Source organism: Arthrobacter sp. TmtSoilC77 (genome assembly GCF_059739415.1).
Genome location: NZ_AP046050.1, coordinates 2,342,657 through 2,358,922 on the forward strand (window position 1 = coordinate 2,342,657; position 16,266 = coordinate 2,358,922).

Sequence of the window (16,266 nt, forward strand, 5' to 3'; positions counted from 1 at the left end):
CGTTTGGCGGTTGGTGCCCAAGGGTTCCGTCGGCCAGGGCCGGACAACTGCAGCAATGCAGATGTCCGGCCCTTAGCCTTGCCACGGGCTAGGATGTGGCGCGTCGCGCTACGTTGTAGAAGCGGATGTTCTCGTATTCTTCGAGGCCCTCGGCGCTTCCTTCGCGTCCGAGACCTGACTGCTTGACGCCTCCGAAGGGGGCGGCTGCGTTGGATGGGACGCCTTGGTTGATGCCGACGATTCCTGTCTGGAGATTGTCGGCGACATTAAGGGCGCGGTCCAGGTTCTCGGTGAAGACGTAGCCGGCGAGGCCGAATTCCGTGGCGTTGGCGCGGGCAATCACTTCGGCTTCGGAGCTGAAGCGCTGTATCGCCGCGATGGGGCCAAAAATCTCGGACTGGGCGACGTCGGAATCCTCGGTGACGCGGTCCAGGACGGTCGGGGCGAAGAAATTGCCTGCGGAGTCGTAACCGTGGCCGCCGGTGAGCAGTGTGGCTCCCAGAGCCACGGCGTTCTCGGTGTAGGCCTGCATTTGGGCGACTGCACGGTCGTCGATCAGCGCGCCGAGTCCGGTCTGCTGTCCGAGCCCGCTTCCCACAGCGACCTGGGCGAAGCGTTCGGTGAGCGCTGCAACAAAGTCATCGGCTATTCCGTCCTGGACGTAGATCCGGTTGGCTCCAATGCAGGACTGGCCGCCATTGCGGAGTTTCGCGGCAAACGTTCCGTCCACTGCCCGCTGCAGATCGGCGTCGTTGAAGACGATGAGCGGTGCGTTGCCGCCAAGCTCCATTGAGCTTCGGAGGACATTCTGGGAGGCAAGCTGCAACAGCTGGCGTCCCACCGGCGTCGATCCAGTGAAAGAAACTTTCCTGACTCTGGGATCGAGCAGGACGGCTTCGCTGAACGCACCTGATTTTGAGGTCGTGATGACCTGGATAAGTTCTTCCGGTACCCCTGCCTCGACCGCGAGTTGAACGGCAAAGTACGTCGTGAGGGGGGTGAGGGTCGCAGGCTTGATGACTACGGGGCATCCCGCAGCCAGGGCGGGTGCGATTTTTCGGGTGGCCATCGCCAAGGGGAAATTCCATGGCGTGATCAGGACCGCCAGGCCGACGGGGGAGCGGCGTGTCAGGAGGCTCGCACCACCATCCGGTGTCTCGCGGAAGTTTCCTGCGGGGCGGACTGCTTCCTCGGCGTACCAGCGGACGAAATCGGTTCCGTACTTGACCTCGCCGCGGGCTTCGGCGAGGGGCTTGCCCATTTCGCGGGAGATCAGGTGGGCGAGGTCTTCGGTGTGTTCAACGAGTTTGTTGTACCAGGCGTGGAGTACGTCGGCGCGCTGGCGGAGGCTGGACCTGGCCCAGGGCGTTCCAGCCTTGTCGGCTGTCGCAACAGCTTCCAGCGCGGCCTCAACATCGGCGTCGGGGACATGGGCTATGGTTTCGCCTGTCGCGGGGTCCTGGACTTCGATGCCCGAGCTGGGAAGGCTGATGGATCGGATGACGGCATCGGCATGTTTGACGCTGGCGGAGTCGGCCGCAATCAGGGGTGCAGCGACGTCGGATATGAGGCTCATCGATTCTCTCTTTCAGTACTGGCCTGGTCGATGGCGGTACGAAGACGCGTACATCTCCAACGGATGATCTGCGTTTCGCCGCGATCGATAACCAACGCATGATGGTTTTGTGCCTAAAGCCAATGTAATTACGTGCGAAAGTAAATAAAAGCGAACCTTTTTGACGTACTTATGTAAGTTTTTCTTACATGTTGTGTTTGGCGTGCAGCACTTGGGTTATTGCTTCCCGCACGGCAGTCAGGGAAGCGCTGCGCTCAGAGCCGGACCGAACCAGGAACTGGATGCTGCGCTGTTGATCCGCTGGCAGCCAGGAGCTGGGCGTCATCACACTGCCGGCTTCACGCAGCACCATGTCAGGCAGGAAGGCCGCGGCGAGGCCCTGTTCAACCATGCGGAGGTGGAAAAGAAGGTCCGAAGAAACATAGGAGATGACCGGATCGATGCCTAGTTCGCGGCAGACGCGCACGGCCCATTGTGATGAGGCGGTGTGCAGTGGCTCTGCTACCCAGCGCAGTTGCTTTAGATCGTCAAAGTCAGCAAACTCCAGGCCATGCGGCAGATAGCCGCGGATTGGGTCCTGGCCGATCAGGGTGGTGTGCACTCCTCCGGGCGGAGCCACTGCAGTCCCGGGAAACGCATCGCTGACCACGGCATCGACCTGCCGGGAGATCAGCTGAACGACTGCCTGCTCGGGATCCTCGCGTCGCAACCTGACGTCCAGTCCGGGATAGTTTCGGGCCAGTTCGGCCAGCGCAAAAGGCATTACGCTTCGGCTGATAGTGCTGAATGCCGCTATGGTCACAATCCCCTGGGGCCGTTCATGGGAGGTCGCAAGATCAGCTTCGGCGCGCTCCATCGCGGTCAGTATTGCCTCGGTATTGCGTACGAGTTCCTCGCCTGCAGGGGTGAGCCGGACATTGCGCCCCACCCGTTCGAGAAGAACGACACCTGTTTCCTTTTCCAACAAACCGAGCTGCTGTGAGATCGCGGAGTGGCTGTACGAAAGTTCGCGGGCGGCGGCACTCATGCTGCCGTGCAGCTTGACTTCCCTGAGGAGGGTGAGGCGATGGAGGTCGAGCATGCTGGTAGCTTACGCGTGCGCAGGCGGGGTAGTTTCCACTTCGGTGCATCCGGTGGGGTTCGAACCCACGACCCGAGGATTAAAAGTCCCCTGCTCTGACCACTGAGCTACGGATGCCGGAATCGCGCCGGAGCCATGCGCGCAGGACTCCGGCTCGGCCAGGGTCACATGGCGTGATTCATTGTGGGCGCAATCTTTAACCGTGCCTCACCACGAGGTATTCCCGGCCGGGTCAGCCGCTGGTTCCGGTGGCATCATGGGCTGCGCCAACAGGTTTGGACTCCGGTGATCCCCGCTGGCGAAGGTAAATGGAAAGGACCACCATGGATCCGACGGCAAGGAACTCCGACTGCCAGTTCTGCAGGGTGCGGTTCCAAAAGTCAGGTGATACCAGGTACTCAGCCCAGGACAGGGGCTCTTGGAAGTTGCGAAGTTGCTCTTCGTTGAAGGCAACGTGGCCTGTGATGGACTGGACCAGCCACGAGAGGATAAAAATCAGGCCCATTGTTGCGGCGAGCGAGTTCGAGAATACGGTCAGGCGCCAACCTTTTGCCTTGGCCCATGCGGGGGACTTGGCGTTGGCATGTTCACCGACGAGTTGTTCTTCGTCGGATTCCAGGCCTGGCTTGTCCAGCTCTTTTGATTCCGGGGACCCCTTCTGAAGCAGCCAAATGGTGGCTGTGATGTAGAGGAGAAACTGCAGGTACTCGGATTGCCAGTTTTCCGACACGTCAACCGCGAAGCTGGAAGAAGTGATGTATTGGAGGAAGGTGATTTCATCAAGGCCGGCAGTGAGTTGGTCTTCGTTGAAGACGGCCTGTCCAGTAATGGCCTGACCCGCCAACGCAAGGATGAAGATCAGACCGAAAAATAGGCTTAATCCGTTGTTCCTCAAGGCTTTTTTCACGTCGCGTCCTATCCGTTAACCAGTCCCACGGAGGCCAGGTAGGCAAGACCACCGAAAATGAGAATGAGATAGAGGCTAAAGGCGACGCGCATTGCTATCTTCCTCCTACTTCACAGGAATAGGGGGTTTCCTCCCTTTGAGTGCATCCGGCAGCTGTCACACGCCAACTTGAGCCGGAAACAGCGACGAAAACGTTATCCCTCTCGAACTGCACCAATGCTTCCCGGCCATAGGCTTCGGTTTTGACCACTTCTCCGGAAGCTCGAAGATGTAGTGACGCCAAGTGGGTCTGGCAGTCGTCACCGTCCTGCTCTTCAGATTTGTCCCGGACCGTGGGCTGCAGCAAATCACAGGCAGCAGCCCAGTCCGAGGCATCTACGGCACGATGGAAATCCTCAGCGACCTTGGTTGCGCCGGCAGTATCTACGGCGCAACCTGTCGCAGCAAAGAGGAGAAGGCTGGCGGCAGTAGCGGGGATTATTCTGCGCATGGGCCCCAGCTTAAGAGACTGGACCAGGCAACCGAACCTTCGACATGCACCCATGCGTTCCTCCCCGCCACCGACACTAAGCAACCTGAGGATCTGCTATGGCTTTAGTGTAAACTCAGGAACTGCTTAGCCAGGTGAACTGCACGTCGCCGCCTTATCCAGCGACTTTGGGCAGTTCCGCGGTGGTCCTCAATGGCGACCTTCATCAGGGCCTGTGCTCACCCTACGGGCGACCCAACTCTGGTGATGCCCGCTATGCGCCGCGGGAACTGATCCAGTTGCTCGCCGGCCTCCTCATACCACTGCGTCAGGACGGCTGGTGGCTCGCCCAGTGTGACGGCATTGGTGAAGGACTCGATCCATGAACCGGACTGTGCGAGATGATCGCTGATCACGGACATGTGATTGGCCATGGACTCTGCTTCGGCATGGACCTGAAGGCAGGTGATTTTCCGGCCTGATTCGTCGCCGAAGAATTGGAAAATAAGCATCCTGGGCTCGCGGCTCTCCACAAGCCGCGACACCTCGCGGCATGCTTCGAGGGCTTCCTCCAGATGACCGGCCCGCACCTTATATGTGCTGAAGTAGATGAACGGCTCTGACATGATTGCCTCCTGAATCAAGGGATCCGCACCTTGCGGATTACCTTCAGGATCCCGCTGGCGCCCCGCCCGGACATCGGGAGTTCGGGCCGGCTTCGCCGTCCCGGCGTTGGGTAGTTCTGCCCAGTCCACCGATGCATACTGGTGATCAGGAGGTGGACGTGGCCGACGAGGCAGATCACCTGGCGAGGGCCCGGACGCTCCACATGGAGTACCAGTGGCGGGAGGCGTGCGAGGAGTTTCGCGCCGCCGGCGGACTGCCGGCACTCGGGGTAGAGGATGTGGAGCGCTTCGCGGAGTGCGCACAGATCGCAGGGCTGAATGAGGATGCGATACCCGCGCTTGAGCGTTCCTTCGAAGTGCGGGCAGCGGAGGGTCAGGTGCGCGCCGCGCTCGCCTCAGCGTTCTGGCTGTGGCAGGCGTACAACCTCAATAATGAGTTCGCCCAGGCCAGCGGCTGGATGGCAAGGGCTCGCGAACTCGGTCCGGATGACGTGGGGGGAGACCCCGGTTGGCTGCTCATCACTAAGGCTTACGGTCTCATCGCGGCGGGCGCGTATGACGAGGCGGGCGTACTTCTCGCGCGCGCCCGGGCGACGGCCACTGCCGCGCACGACGCCGATCAGCTGGCTTTTTCGACGCTTCTTACCGGCCGCGCACTGGTCAAGTCCGGCCACCTCGCGGACGGACTGGCTTGGCTGGACGATGCGATGCTCCGTGTTGTGGTGGGCGAAACCACCCCCAGGACCACGAGCCTGCTCTTCTGCGCGGCGATCGGCACGTGCCAGATGGAGGCCCGGGATGTGTCGCGGGTCCGCGAGTGGAGCATAGCCCTTGGATCGTGGTTGGATGCGGTGCCCCCATTCGGCGGGCCCTTCTATGGCAATTGCCTTACATACCGGGCAGTCCATCTCCGGCTCGCGGGACAATGGGCGGCGGCCCTCGCTGAGCTTCAGGAGGCATGTCGGAGTTTGGCCGACGGTGCGGGCACACGCCTTATCGGCCACGCCCGCTACGAACTCGGTGAATCGCATCGTCTTTTCGGGGATTTCCCCGAGGCAGAGGCGTCCTTCCGGGCGGCCGCCTTCTCGGGAGGTCCTACGCAGCCGGGGCTGGCACTGCTCAGGCTTTCCCTGGGCGATGTTCCAGCGGCGGCCGCGGGTATCCGGCGCGCACTCGGGGAATCCGCGGGATCAGGTGCTCGCGTGGACCTGCTGCCCGCGGCGGTGACGGTCCTTCTTGCGGCCGGGGCTGGCCGCGAGGCCGCGGCCGCTGCCGAGGAGATAGGCAGCCTCGCCGAGCATTTCGCCTCTGACAGTGTTCGCGCAGCCCACGCGCGGGCCCTGGGCGAGCTTGCTCTTGCCGACGGTGACTGTCAGAAGGCACTTCCCGAACTTCGACGGGCCGCTGACCTATGGCGTGGGCTGGATGTCCCCTACGAAGTCGCGCGGTGCTCGGTCCTCCTCGCGACGGCCTGCCGGGGTGTGCGGGACCACGAGGCCGCAGGCTTTGAGCTTGAATCAGCGCGACAGGAATTCAGGCGTCTCGGCGCCCGTGCCGACCTGGCCGAGGTTGAGAACATGCTCCGGCAGCAGGGTGTTTCCCCTCAATACGGGCTCTCGCCGCGCGAATTGGAGGTGCTCCGTTTGATCGTGCGTGGCCGGACGAACCGGGCAATTGCCGGCGAGTTGTTCATCAGCGAGCGGACCGTCCACCGGCACGTAACCAATATTCTCGAAAAGCTCGGCGTGAGCTCCCGAACGCAAGCAGCCACGCATGCCATCGGCCAGGGGATCGTCAACATCGCCCCGTAGCCGAGTGTCTTTGGGCGCCAGGTTGCCCCATCACGTCAAATGGTCAAAGTCGCCTCGCGCCCAGGCAGCATGCCGTTGGGCTGAATCGTGCAGAACGGCTTTGGCTTCGGAGGCGATGATGTTGTTGAAGTTGCCGTAGATCCTGTCGAACGTGAGTTCTTCCAGTTGTGCGGTGACCCGCAACGCTACCGCACCCGAAAGCGGCAGATGATTCGGGTAGCTACGCATGAAGGCGATGGAGCGGCGGTCCGGATTTGGAAACACGCTATCTCCGGTCAGCAGGACCCCCTTGCCTCCTGCTCCCGCAGTCCAGTGCGCTACCGCGCTCCCGGGGAAGTGGCCTCCGGTCTGGTGCAACGTCAATCCTTCGGTGATGGTCCTGCTGCCGGACCAGTAGGAGATGACCGCATCATTCCGACCAACCCACTGCCGGTCGGCGTCCGCCACAAGCACGGGGACGCCGCCAAGCCGGCGTGACCATTCCACCTGTACCCCGAACATGTGGGGATGGCTGGCTGCAATCGCCACAACCGGGCCTCGTTCAAGGACTGCTTTCACGCTGATGTCATCAACAAATCCAACGGGGTCCCACAGCAGCGAACCCTGTGGTGTCACTACAAGCTGGGCAGTTTGACCGATCCCGACTTTCGGCGCAGCTCTGATGCCGATAAGTCCCGGCTCGTTCTCTTCCAGCAGTAACTGCTGGCCAGCCTGCGCCAATTCGTCGAGTGAAATCCACGTTTGTCCGTCCTCGGGCACGTACTGGCGCTCGTCGGCGCAGATCGGGCAGACTTCCGGCGTCGGCTCGTCGCGTTCAACGGCACAGGTTGCGCAGATCAGCACAGCTATCCCTTCCCGCTCAGGTCCCGGACGTATCCGGTCTCCTTCTGCTCCGAACCTGGCGCCAATTTACGCTGTATCAGCCTTCTACTCCAGCCCCGCTACGCCAGAAATCTATATGTCGATCTCTTTACGAGCGTCATGGTAACGATATAAACTGTGTCTGGAAGCATGGGGGCACCGCAAGCGGTGGCCCGCTCCTCATGTCCGAACTAAGGAGACAAAGATGTCTGGTTCACGCTCTGATGAGATCATGGAACATTCACAGGAACTGACCATGGGCGCTCTGCTCGATGAAGAGTTCCGCTCCGTGTTCGACGGCACGACGCCGGTTGCCACACCGTGGGCTGGCCTCATATTCATCTAGACACCCTTTGAACAAATTCCTTGCGTGTGAAAGTACGCAACCGTGAAAAGGGTTGGGGCAGCATCGCGCCCCAACCCTTCTCCGACCACCCATGCCGGAATTAGTGTCCTTGGAAGGCCTCCGCCAGCCACCAGGAACCACCGTCCGAGGCGATCTTGGCATCGATCACCAAGGGCCGGTCCTGTCCGCCGTCACGGAAGGCGGCAACCCATTCCCGCACTGGCTGAAGGTCCTCCAGAGTCCTGACTGTCACGCCGTCGGCCCCAAATCCCCTGGCGATGGCCGCAATATCGGTCTCCGGGAACGAGACACTCCCCAGTTCTTCCTGGGCGTGATGCTCAGCGAAGTGATGCACCTCAGCGCCGTACGCAGCATCGTTGTAGACGATGCAAACCAGCGGCAGCTTCAGCCGGACGGCGGTCTCCAGTTCGCTGATGCCCATCAGGAAACCACCGTCTCCGGCACCCAGGACGGGCAGCCGCTGTGGTTGCGCCATTGCAGCGCCGATTGCCGTGTAGAGGCCAATGCCGATCGCCTGGAACGCTTGGGTGAAACAGAATCCGAATTCGTCCGGCACCGCCAGGTACTGGCTGGGGTAGCCCATGAAGTTGCCCGAATCCACTGCGACGATTCTGTCTGCCGGAAGGATTGTATCCAGTTCCCGGCTGATCACCCGGGGATCGATGGACGTCGAAGTGCCCAGGTCCGGAGTCTCCACGTCCCGCCACCGTGCACTCTGTTTGATGGCGACGGCGTTCTGCTCGGTACGGTACTTTTCAGCCGCGGCAGGCTGGATCGTCTTGAGGACTTCCAGGGCGTCCTCCGCGGTGAGGGCGGAATCGCCCAGCACGCCCAGTGTGATGGTCCTGTTGGCGCCCAAGGAGGAGTCTTCGACGTCGATCTGGACTACTTTTGTTCCGGCAGAGATGAGCCTGCCGTGCCGCATAGTCCACATATTCAGCGTGCAACCCCACCCGATAATCAGGTCCGCTGAGGTAATGAGCTCCGCGGTCAAAGGGGAGGAGAATCCGCCGGAGATGCCCAAATTATGCGAATCGCCGTTGAACAGCCCATTGGCCACGGCCGAGGTCGCCACCAGCGCCCCGGCGTGCCGGGCCAGGGCCAGGATGGAATCCCGGGCGCCCCGGCCACCGCGGCCTGCGACGAACACGGGGCGTTTCGCATTCGAGATCAGCTCTACCAGCTGGTTCACTGCACCGGTATCCGGACGAAGCCGCGCCGGCACAGGCACGACGACGGTACCCACCGTGTCTGCGGCGGTTCCGCTTTGGATATCCAAAGGCAAGCTGAGCACCACGGTCCTGCGCTCGTTCACCGCCGTTCGGAAGGCCCGGACGGTATCCGCTACGGCCGTTTCGGGGGAGTGGATCCGTTCTGCCACGGCCCCGACGCTGCGCGCCAGAGCATCCTGGTCGATCTTGAAGTTGGACCGGATGGCTGCAGCCTGCGTATCGGCCGTCAGCACGATCATGGGGGTGCGGCTCTTGGCAGCCTCTCCGACGCCGGTGATCGCGTTGGTCAGGCCACATCCTTGGTGTGTGGTCACCACGCCCACCTTGCCCGACATCCTGGAGTAGGCATCGGCCATGGTGGCAGCGCCGCCCTCATGGCGGGCCGCGGTGTAGGGTACACCGGCGTTCATCATGGTGCTGGTGACGTCGAAATTGCCGCTGCCCACCACCCCGAAGACGTGCCCGACTCCCAGCTTTGCCAGTGTCCGGCCCACCAAGGTAGAGACCCTTGCCTGCTCGCTCATGCGCCCGGCTCCGATGCCGTGCTTGCCGTATTTGCTGAGCTGTCAACCAGAGCATAAACGCGGCTGGGGCTGCCCGTCCCGCCAACGATAGGAAGGGGTGCAACCACCAGCGTCGCGCCGGTGACCGGGAGGCGGTCAACGTTCCGCAGCGACGTCACGCCATATTTGTCAGCGCCGAGCAGGAACGAATGGACGGGGAACATAGGGTCCAGCGTGGCGGCCTGGCCGGCGTCGATGCCCACCGTTTCCACGCCGAAGCCGCTGATGGAGGCATTGCCGGCGAGCCATTTGGCGCCGGCCGCGGAGACCCCCGGGGTGTGGGGGCCGGCGTCGTCAGCGTTCATGAAGTCCGAGGCGTTACCGCCGCGTGCGGACCAGCCGGTGCGGAAGATGACCCAGCAGTTTTCCGGGAAAGGGCCATGCTCCTGCTGCCACTGCTCGAAGTGTTCGGGCTCCAGCAGGAAATCGGCGTCTCGTGCAGCTTCGGCGGTCTTGTCAATCACCACGGCCGGCCCCACCAGGCGGTGCGGCTCGATCCGGTCAACGGACTTCCCGTCCTTGCCCGTGATCCAGTGGACGGGAGCGTCCAGGTGCGTCCCGGCGTGTTCGCCCACCGTGACGTCGTTCCACGCCCAGGCCGGTCCGGCGTCGTCGAAATTGCTGACGGGAGTCAGCGAGAGTCCAACCGTGTTGGCCAGGGGTTGGGGCAGATTCAGGATGGGAGTGTCACCGCTGAGCGGCGTGGTGAGGTCGACGACGTCGATGGCGCCGGATGACAAGGCTGCGGTGAGTTCACTTAGAACAGACATTGTTCTCCTGTCGGATTGATGTGTGGGTTCATTTCAGTTTCCGGGCCACCAAATGCCCCGACCCGCCGGACAGTCCGGGGCCGGGGTGGGTGGACGCGCCAATGTGCCACAAGCCCTTGACGGTGGTCTTGTGGTTTGCGGCCTGGGGGAAGGGCCGCCAGAGCAGGTTCTGGAAGATTTCCGCGGATCCGCCGTACGGATCGCCGTTGACGGCATTGGGGTTTTCCGCAGCCAGATCGGTTGGTGCCAGGATGTCCCAGCCCAGGACGGACGCCCTGGTGCCGGGCGCGAATTGTTCGAGCCTGCTCAGGACACGTTCCATGTACCGTTCCTTAAGTTCCTGTGTCCAGCCGCCGTCCACGGCGAGCGCGCCTGCGGCATCCGCCACCGGCGAGAAGGGCACTTCCTGTAGCTGGAGCCATAGTGTCGCTTTGCCTGCGGGGGCCCGGGTAGGATCCAGGACGCACTGTTGACCGACGACGACGGTAGGTTCCGTAGGCAACAGCCCCGCCTCGGCTTGGGCGCAAGCAATTGCGGTACTGTCCGAACCGTTGCTCAAGTGAACCAAGGGTACGGAATCCAAACGGGGATCGAGCCATTTGACCGGTTTGTCCAAGGCCAGGTGGATCTGCATGGCTCCGCGGCCGTTCTGGTAACGTGCGGCTGCTTCGGCCAAGCCCGCTGGTGGTTGACGCAACAGTTTGGAATACAAGGCCTGGGGCGACACATTGGCCAGGACGGTCCGTGCGCTGACCAGGCCATTGGAGGTTTTCACTCCCGTTGCACCTTTGGAATCGACCAGGATTTCCTCGGCTTCTGTGTCCAGCATGATCCGGACGCCTTTATCCCTCAGGAGGGCCTCAAACGCAGCGATGAAGTTCGAGGCTCCGCCTTTCACGACAGGGAGGCCAAAGCTGTGCATGCTCAAGGCCATGACCGGAAGCATGACGCCGCCGGTCGCTTGGTCCGGGCCGAGGCCTGCGTGAAGGAGCCAAGGGGACCACAGCTGGTCGGTTTGCCATCCATTGAAGCGGCTGCGGAGGTAGTTGCGGCCACTCATCACCGAATCGCGGACGAATGCTTCGGTGCCCTTGACCTTGCCTCGCCGCAGGGCGCCCGCGGCGATCGTCAGGACCTCCCTGAAAGACCGCAGTTCAGCACCGAACGCACCGAAAATGGTCCCGGCATTGCGGCCAAGGTCCTCCAGCATCGCCAGGTAGGCGCCGTCGTCTCCGTTTGCCTGCAAAGCGGCTGCAGTGACCTCTGGATCGCGGTGGGCCACGACCGTTCTGTGCTGCCCTGTCTTTGGATCGGCTGCCACGCTGGCGGTCACCGCGCCGTCGGAATTGCAGTATTTCAATCCCCTCGCATGGAGCTCGCTTCCCAAAGCCTGGTATGCCCCTCCGGAAACGAACAGGGGGTGCCAGGAAGAGAAGGAATCATGGATGAACCCGGGCAGCGTTCGTTCCGCTGAATGGATGAAGCCGCCCAGCCTGCCAGCCCGCTCAATGAGGCAGACGCGCTTCCCGGCCATGGCAAGTTCCGCGGCAGCTACCAGGGAGTTGATCCCCGAACCAATGATGGCAATATCGGTCGAGTCCGTCATGGAGGACGCCGTCATCTCAGAAGTCCGGGTGGTTGGTCGCGGCGTGGTACTTGCCGCTGTGGAACACCAGGGGCGCCCCTCCAGCATTCTCGTACTTCTCCACTTCGCCTACGTATATGACGTGGTCTCCGGCATCGTGTCGTGAGACGGTCCGGCACTGGAACGTGGCGACGGCGCCGTCCAGCAACGGGATCCCGGCGATTCCTTCCGTGGTTTCCGCGCCGGCGAATTTGTCTGTGGCCGGTGTTGCGAACTGGCGCGAGAGTACGTGCTGGTCGCTGGCCAGGATGTTGATGGCAAAGTGCGTGGCGTCCTCGAAGTCCGCCAGGCTCGGAGCCCGTTTGCTGGGGCACCACAACACCAGTGGAGGTTCCATGGAAACGGACGTGAAGGAGTTGGCAGTCATGCCTACTTTCCGGCCGTCGGTTCCGAGGGTGGTGACCACCGTGACGCCGGTGGCGAATTGTCCCAGGGCGCCGCGGAAGTCCCTCAGGTCAAAAGCCGACGAATCTTCGTCCTTGCGTGCCTGCATGAACTCGGCGGCAGCTGCGGGATCGAACCACCATGGGTAGAACGTGCGGGGATCATCGAATCCTGCAGCGATGCTTGCGGCCAGGGCCGGGTGGTCGGCGGCCTCGGCCAGGACAGTCTGCTGGTGTTCCCGCCGGGGTTTGAGCATGTCATTTGTCCATGCCACCGCCCACTGGCCCCAGCCCCGCCAGAACTCGTCAAAGGTGCGTTCCATCCATTGCTTGTCAAAGGGTTGCTGGCCTCTCCTCACGATGGAATCCAGGTAGTACTTGGCGGCCAGCGTCGCGTTGTTGGACCCCTGGCCGGTGAGGGGATCGTTGAGCAGGACGGCGTCGCCCAGGCCGAAGACCAGGTTGCCGTTGCCCAGCTCACCCACTGCTGAGCGAACCGTCGGGGTGATCCGTCCCAGGAGTGTTGCGCCCTCGTCGGTGAGCCTTGCGTTGGCGAAGTTCTTCGCCTCGTGGGGAAAATACTCTTCCAGGATTTCCAGAGATCGACTCAGCTGTTCCTCCGGACTCGTGACGTCGGTCCACTTATCCATCGGGCCGCCCACGACGCCTTCAAAGACCATCATCTGGCATGGCCCGGACACGGTGAGTCCGGGAAAGGTGAAGAATTCCCCGACGCCGGGGACTACGGACATGCGGATGCTGTCGCTGGGCTGATCGGCCGGTTCGGTGGTGGATGCATCGAGAGAGGCTGTATCGAGAGAGGCTGTATCGAGGCAGACATAGTTCAGGGCGAGGACTCTTTGCGGCCGGTCAAACGGGGACTTGGACCTGTCCTTGGGGAAGATCTGGGCGATCTCTCCCTTTCCGGTGCTGACGATAACCAGTTCGTAGTCCCGTGCGAGCTGCTCGAGCATGCGCGGCGTGACTTTCTCTATACGGAAATCACCGCCGCCAGCCACAAAGGCCTCGATCCAGGCAGCACTCTTGATCCGCTGATCCACCGAGTGGGCGGTTCCCTCAAGGGGCGCCTCCCACTCGATGGCGCCGAAGCCGGGTTCGCCTTCCACACGTAATTGGATAGCGCTGATCCCGGGCACGGCTTCATCGTCATAAAGCCTGGTCAGGGCCGAACTCAGCTGTGCTTCGGCGGCGAGGGCCGTGGGGAACATGCATTGGCTGGACATAACCTTGCCGGTGCGGATTTGGGCGGCCGAACGGTCCGAGAACAGCGTGACTTCATACCCCTCCCGCTGCAGGCCCAAGGCCAGTTGAGCGCCGGATTCGCCGGCTCCGATAATTGCGATCTTTCGCATGTCTGGTTTTCCTTCGAGGAACGTTGTTGCCAGGGGAAGTGGAACGACTATCAGGTCGCGGGTACGGCGGAGCCCGCGCTTGCAAGGTATGCGGCCGCCTTATCCGGGTCCATGAACCATTCCTGGAAGTCCGGCGGGTTGTTGAATCCGTTGGCGAAGCGGTGGGCGATTTCGGCCGACTGGCCGGCCGCTCCCAGTAGCGAAAGGACATGCGGGGGCGGCGGAGCCAGCAGCGCATTCGTCCACTGTGCTACGTGCTGGGCGTAGTTCCAATACTCTTCGAAAGTGGCCTGCATAAACGCTGCGTCGAAGGCACCTTCGCCGTGCGCCGCGATGCTCTGCAAGTAGGAAGCCGCGCACTTGCTGGCGTTGTTGGAGCCCTGTCCGGTGATGGGGTCGTTCAGGACAACGACGTCGGCGAGTCCCAGGACCTTCCTGCCGCTGGGGAGCGTGGCGATGGGATGGCGGACAGTGGGTGCGAACCGGCCCTGCAGGAACCCGTTGGGGTCGGTCAGCTCGACGTCGGCTGCCCGGCTGGCTTCCCACGGCAAGTACTGCTTCAGGATGTTTTTGGACGTCTCCAAGTGTTCCGCGGGAGTCAGGCCCTTCCAGCAATCCATGGGTCCGCCCGGGATGCCCTCGAAAACCATGATTTCGCAGGGACCAGTGGTGGTGAGCGCAGGGAAGGCAAAATATTCGCCCACCCCTGGAATCAGGTTGAAGGAAACTGCCGAATGTTCTGCTCTGGGCTCCATTCCAGTGACGTACGTCAGCGCCAAAGCGCGTTGGGGTGCGTCGTAGGCGCTGCGCTGGGCATCCCGGGTGAAGAGCTGCGCAATTTCTCCCTTGCCGGCTGCCACAATCACCAAATCGGAGTTAAGCGAGTAGCGTTCCAGTTCTTCCACGCCGGCGTCCTCGAACACGAGCTCGCCTCCCTGCGCCACGAACTCTTCCATGAACCGCGGGAATTTGACCCGCTGGTCAATGGACTTGGCCGGGTTATCCAGGCGGGATGCCCAGCTGATGGCCTTCTCACCAGGAACTTCAGGATGGGGGATCGTGAACGATATTCCGTCCACGGTGGGGGCTTCTGGCCAGAAGTCCAACCCAAGCGCCCTCTCGTGTTCAAGGGCATCGTGGAAGATGCACTGGCTGGAGGAGACTTTTCCCTCGTGGATTTCTTCAGCGGTGCGGTTGGAGATCGTGGTGACCGCAAATCCTGCCTTGAGCAAGCCGATGCCAAGTTGCAGGCCCGATTGCCCTGCTCCGACGATGGTGATGTGGCGCTGTGTCATAGTGTTGACCTTGTCTTTCTGCAGTCTCTGCATCCGTAAATGATGGGGGAAGATATTTGGCCGGGCCTCGGCGTTCGTTCGGGATGGGTTTGTTCCCAGCCGGGAAGGCCGATGTGCACGAGCTTGATGTCATTCATGTGTCGTCACCTCTTTTCAGCGGCGAGTAATGGGATGGCTTCTTCGGCGCGCTCGGGCCCCAATGCGGAGTAGCCGCCGTCGACGGCCCAATCAGCTCCTGTCACGAAGCTTGCGGCGTCGCCGGCGAGGAAAGCGACCACGGCTCCGATCTCCTCGGGCCGGCCCACCCGCTTCAGGGCATGGAACGGGGCTGCTACCGAGTCTGTCTTGTCAATGTCGCCGCCGGACAGGGTGTCCATGATGTTGCTCCACACCCATCCAGGGCTGACCGAATTGACGCGAATGCCGTCGTCGGCAAGATCTACGGCCATGCTCCGGGTCAGCTGGACCAGGGCGGCCTTGCCCGCGGGGTAGAGCCACCGGCCTGTCTGGGCAACGGAACTCGAAATCGAGGTGAAGTTGATGATGGCTCCGCGCTGGGATGCCTTGAGGTAGGGGCGCGCCGCGTTGCTTGCCATGACGGCGCTCACCACATTGACGTTCAGTGCCTGAAGCCAATCGTTCCTGTCCGAAGCCGCACCGTCATCCTTGTAAGTGCAGGCAAGGTTGACGAGGATGTCGATACCCCCGTGCGAGGCCGCCGTATCGTCCATAAGCCGCGCAATGGCTACGTCATCCGTGATGTCAGTGAGTGAAAAGCTGATGCCGCTTCCCAACGTGTGGAGCTGGGCACCGCCGTCGGCGTCGATGTCGGCGACCACGACGGTGGCACCGGCATCGCGCAACGCCATGGCGACGCCTTGGCCGATCTTGGTGACGCCGCCGGTGACGACAGCGGTCCTGCCCGAGAGTTCTGACATGGCCAAACCTTTCGTAGTGAATCTGTGAGGTGGAAAGTCTTACGTACGCATGACGCTCGTCATTGCCGACGGAGGGCCCGTTTCACTGCCTATTTGACCGAGCCAGGACTATTGGACAGTCGGCCTGGACCTATTTGACAGTGGGCTTGGGCGCGGGCTTCGGATGAGTCCGTTCCCACTCGATTCGGCGGTCATGCACCAGCTTGACGTTCTTCATCTCTGCTCACCCCTTCCATCGGTTTCGTTGCTGCGTTTCTATGACGTGCGTCATACTTGTTCTAAGAGCGACTCTATTCACAGGCGAAAAACGGGTCTATCCGCTTGGCGCAGGGCTCATCCGAAAAACGAAAACCGGGGAAGGAACGCGCA

General features: G+C 62.0%; 14 protein-coding genes and 1 tRNA gene. 2 read left to right on the plus strand and 13 right to left on the minus strand.

The window, feature by feature from the left end; genetic code table 11:
* Positions 1 to 88 precede the first annotated feature (88 nt).
* The 6 genes from AC6I99_RS10775 to AC6I99_RS10800 form a co-directional block, all read right to left on the minus strand.
* Positions 89 to 1,576: an NAD-dependent succinate-semialdehyde dehydrogenase gene (locus AC6I99_RS10775; protein ID WP_224164287.1), complete on the minus strand. Its 1,488-nt coding sequence runs from the start codon at positions 1,574 to 1,576 to the stop codon at positions 89 to 91.
* Between the two features lie 184 nt (positions 1,577 to 1,760).
* Positions 1,761 to 2,657, minus strand: coding sequence for a LysR family transcriptional regulator (locus AC6I99_RS10780; RefSeq protein WP_224164288.1), 897 nt, complete (start codon positions 2,655 to 2,657; stop codon positions 1,761 to 1,763).
* A 44-nt stretch (positions 2,658 to 2,701) separates the two neighbouring features.
* Positions 2,702 to 2,774, minus strand: a tRNA-Lys gene (locus tag AC6I99_RS10785).
* Positions 2,775 to 2,889: 115 nt separating this feature from the next.
* Positions 2,890 to 3,564, minus strand: a complete 675-nt coding sequence (locus AC6I99_RS10790; protein ID WP_224164289.1) for a DUF6766 family protein — start codon at positions 3,562 to 3,564, stop codon at positions 2,890 to 2,892.
* A 94-nt stretch (positions 3,565 to 3,658) separates the two neighbouring features.
* On the minus strand, positions 3,659 to 4,054 hold the full coding sequence (locus AC6I99_RS10795; RefSeq protein WP_224090087.1) for a hypothetical protein: 396 nt from the start codon (positions 4,052 to 4,054) through the stop codon (positions 3,659 to 3,661).
* 218 nt (positions 4,055 to 4,272) lie between these two features.
* On the minus strand, positions 4,273 to 4,659 hold the full coding sequence (locus tag AC6I99_RS10800) for a hypothetical protein (protein WP_224090088.1): 387 nt from the start codon (positions 4,657 to 4,659) through the stop codon (positions 4,273 to 4,275).
* A 158-nt stretch (positions 4,660 to 4,817) separates the two neighbouring features.
* Between AC6I99_RS10800 and AC6I99_RS10805 the strand changes: the two genes are divergently transcribed.
* Complete coding sequence (locus tag AC6I99_RS10805) at positions 4,818 to 6,470, plus strand: helix-turn-helix domain-containing protein (RefSeq protein WP_276573605.1); 1,653 nt, start codon at positions 4,818 to 4,820, stop codon at positions 6,468 to 6,470.
* Positions 6,471 to 6,500: 30 nt separating this feature from the next.
* On the opposite strand, the gene AC6I99_RS10810 is transcribed toward AC6I99_RS10805, so the two are convergent.
* Positions 6,501 to 7,313: an MBL fold metallo-hydrolase gene (locus AC6I99_RS10810; protein ID WP_497945167.1), complete on the minus strand. Its 813-nt coding sequence runs from the start codon at positions 7,311 to 7,313 to the stop codon at positions 6,501 to 6,503.
* A gap of 223 nt (positions 7,314 to 7,536) precedes the next feature.
* Between AC6I99_RS10810 and AC6I99_RS10815 the strand changes: the two genes are divergently transcribed.
* Positions 7,537 to 7,677, plus strand: a complete 141-nt coding sequence (locus AC6I99_RS10815; protein WP_497945166.1) for a hypothetical protein — start codon at positions 7,537 to 7,539, stop codon at positions 7,675 to 7,677.
* Positions 7,678 to 7,777: 100 nt separating this feature from the next.
* Here the strand turns inward: AC6I99_RS10815 and AC6I99_RS10820 are convergent, their stop codons facing one another.
* The 6 genes from AC6I99_RS10820 to AC6I99_RS10845 all read right to left on the minus strand — a co-directional run bounded on the left by AC6I99_RS10820 (position 7,778) and on the right by AC6I99_RS10845 (position 15,897).
* Positions 7,778 to 9,454 carry a thiamine pyrophosphate-binding protein gene (locus AC6I99_RS10820; RefSeq protein WP_497945165.1) on the minus strand — a complete coding sequence of 559 codons (1,677 nt, stop codon included), beginning with the start codon at positions 9,452 to 9,454 and terminating at the stop codon, positions 7,778 to 7,780.
* Positions 9,451 to 10,263, minus strand: a complete 813-nt coding sequence (locus tag AC6I99_RS10825; RefSeq protein ID WP_497945164.1) for a cyclase family protein — start codon at positions 10,261 to 10,263, stop codon at positions 9,451 to 9,453. Before AC6I99_RS10825 ends, AC6I99_RS10820 begins: the two co-directional genes overlap by 4 nt.
* A gap of 28 nt (positions 10,264 to 10,291) precedes the next feature.
* The gene (locus tag AC6I99_RS10830) at positions 10,292 to 11,869 is read right to left on the minus strand and encodes a phytoene desaturase family protein (RefSeq protein ID WP_497945163.1); all 1,578 of its coding nucleotides are present in this window, start codon (positions 11,867 to 11,869) and stop codon (positions 10,292 to 10,294) included.
* A 16-nt stretch (positions 11,870 to 11,885) separates the two neighbouring features.
* Positions 11,886 to 13,664, minus strand: a complete 1,779-nt coding sequence (locus tag AC6I99_RS10835) for a flavin reductase (RefSeq protein ID WP_497945162.1) — start codon at positions 13,662 to 13,664, stop codon at positions 11,886 to 11,888.
* Between the two features lie 50 nt (positions 13,665 to 13,714).
* The gene (locus tag AC6I99_RS10840) at positions 13,715 to 14,992 is read right to left on the minus strand and encodes a styrene monooxygenase/indole monooxygenase family protein (protein ID WP_497960970.1); all 1,278 of its coding nucleotides are present in this window, start codon (positions 14,990 to 14,992) and stop codon (positions 13,715 to 13,717) included.
* A gap of 110 nt (positions 14,993 to 15,102) precedes the next feature.
* The gene (locus AC6I99_RS10845) at positions 15,103 to 15,897 is read right to left on the minus strand and encodes an SDR family oxidoreductase (protein ID WP_497945160.1); all 795 of its coding nucleotides are present in this window, start codon (positions 15,895 to 15,897) and stop codon (positions 15,103 to 15,105) included.
* Positions 15,898 to 16,266 lie beyond the last annotated feature (369 nt).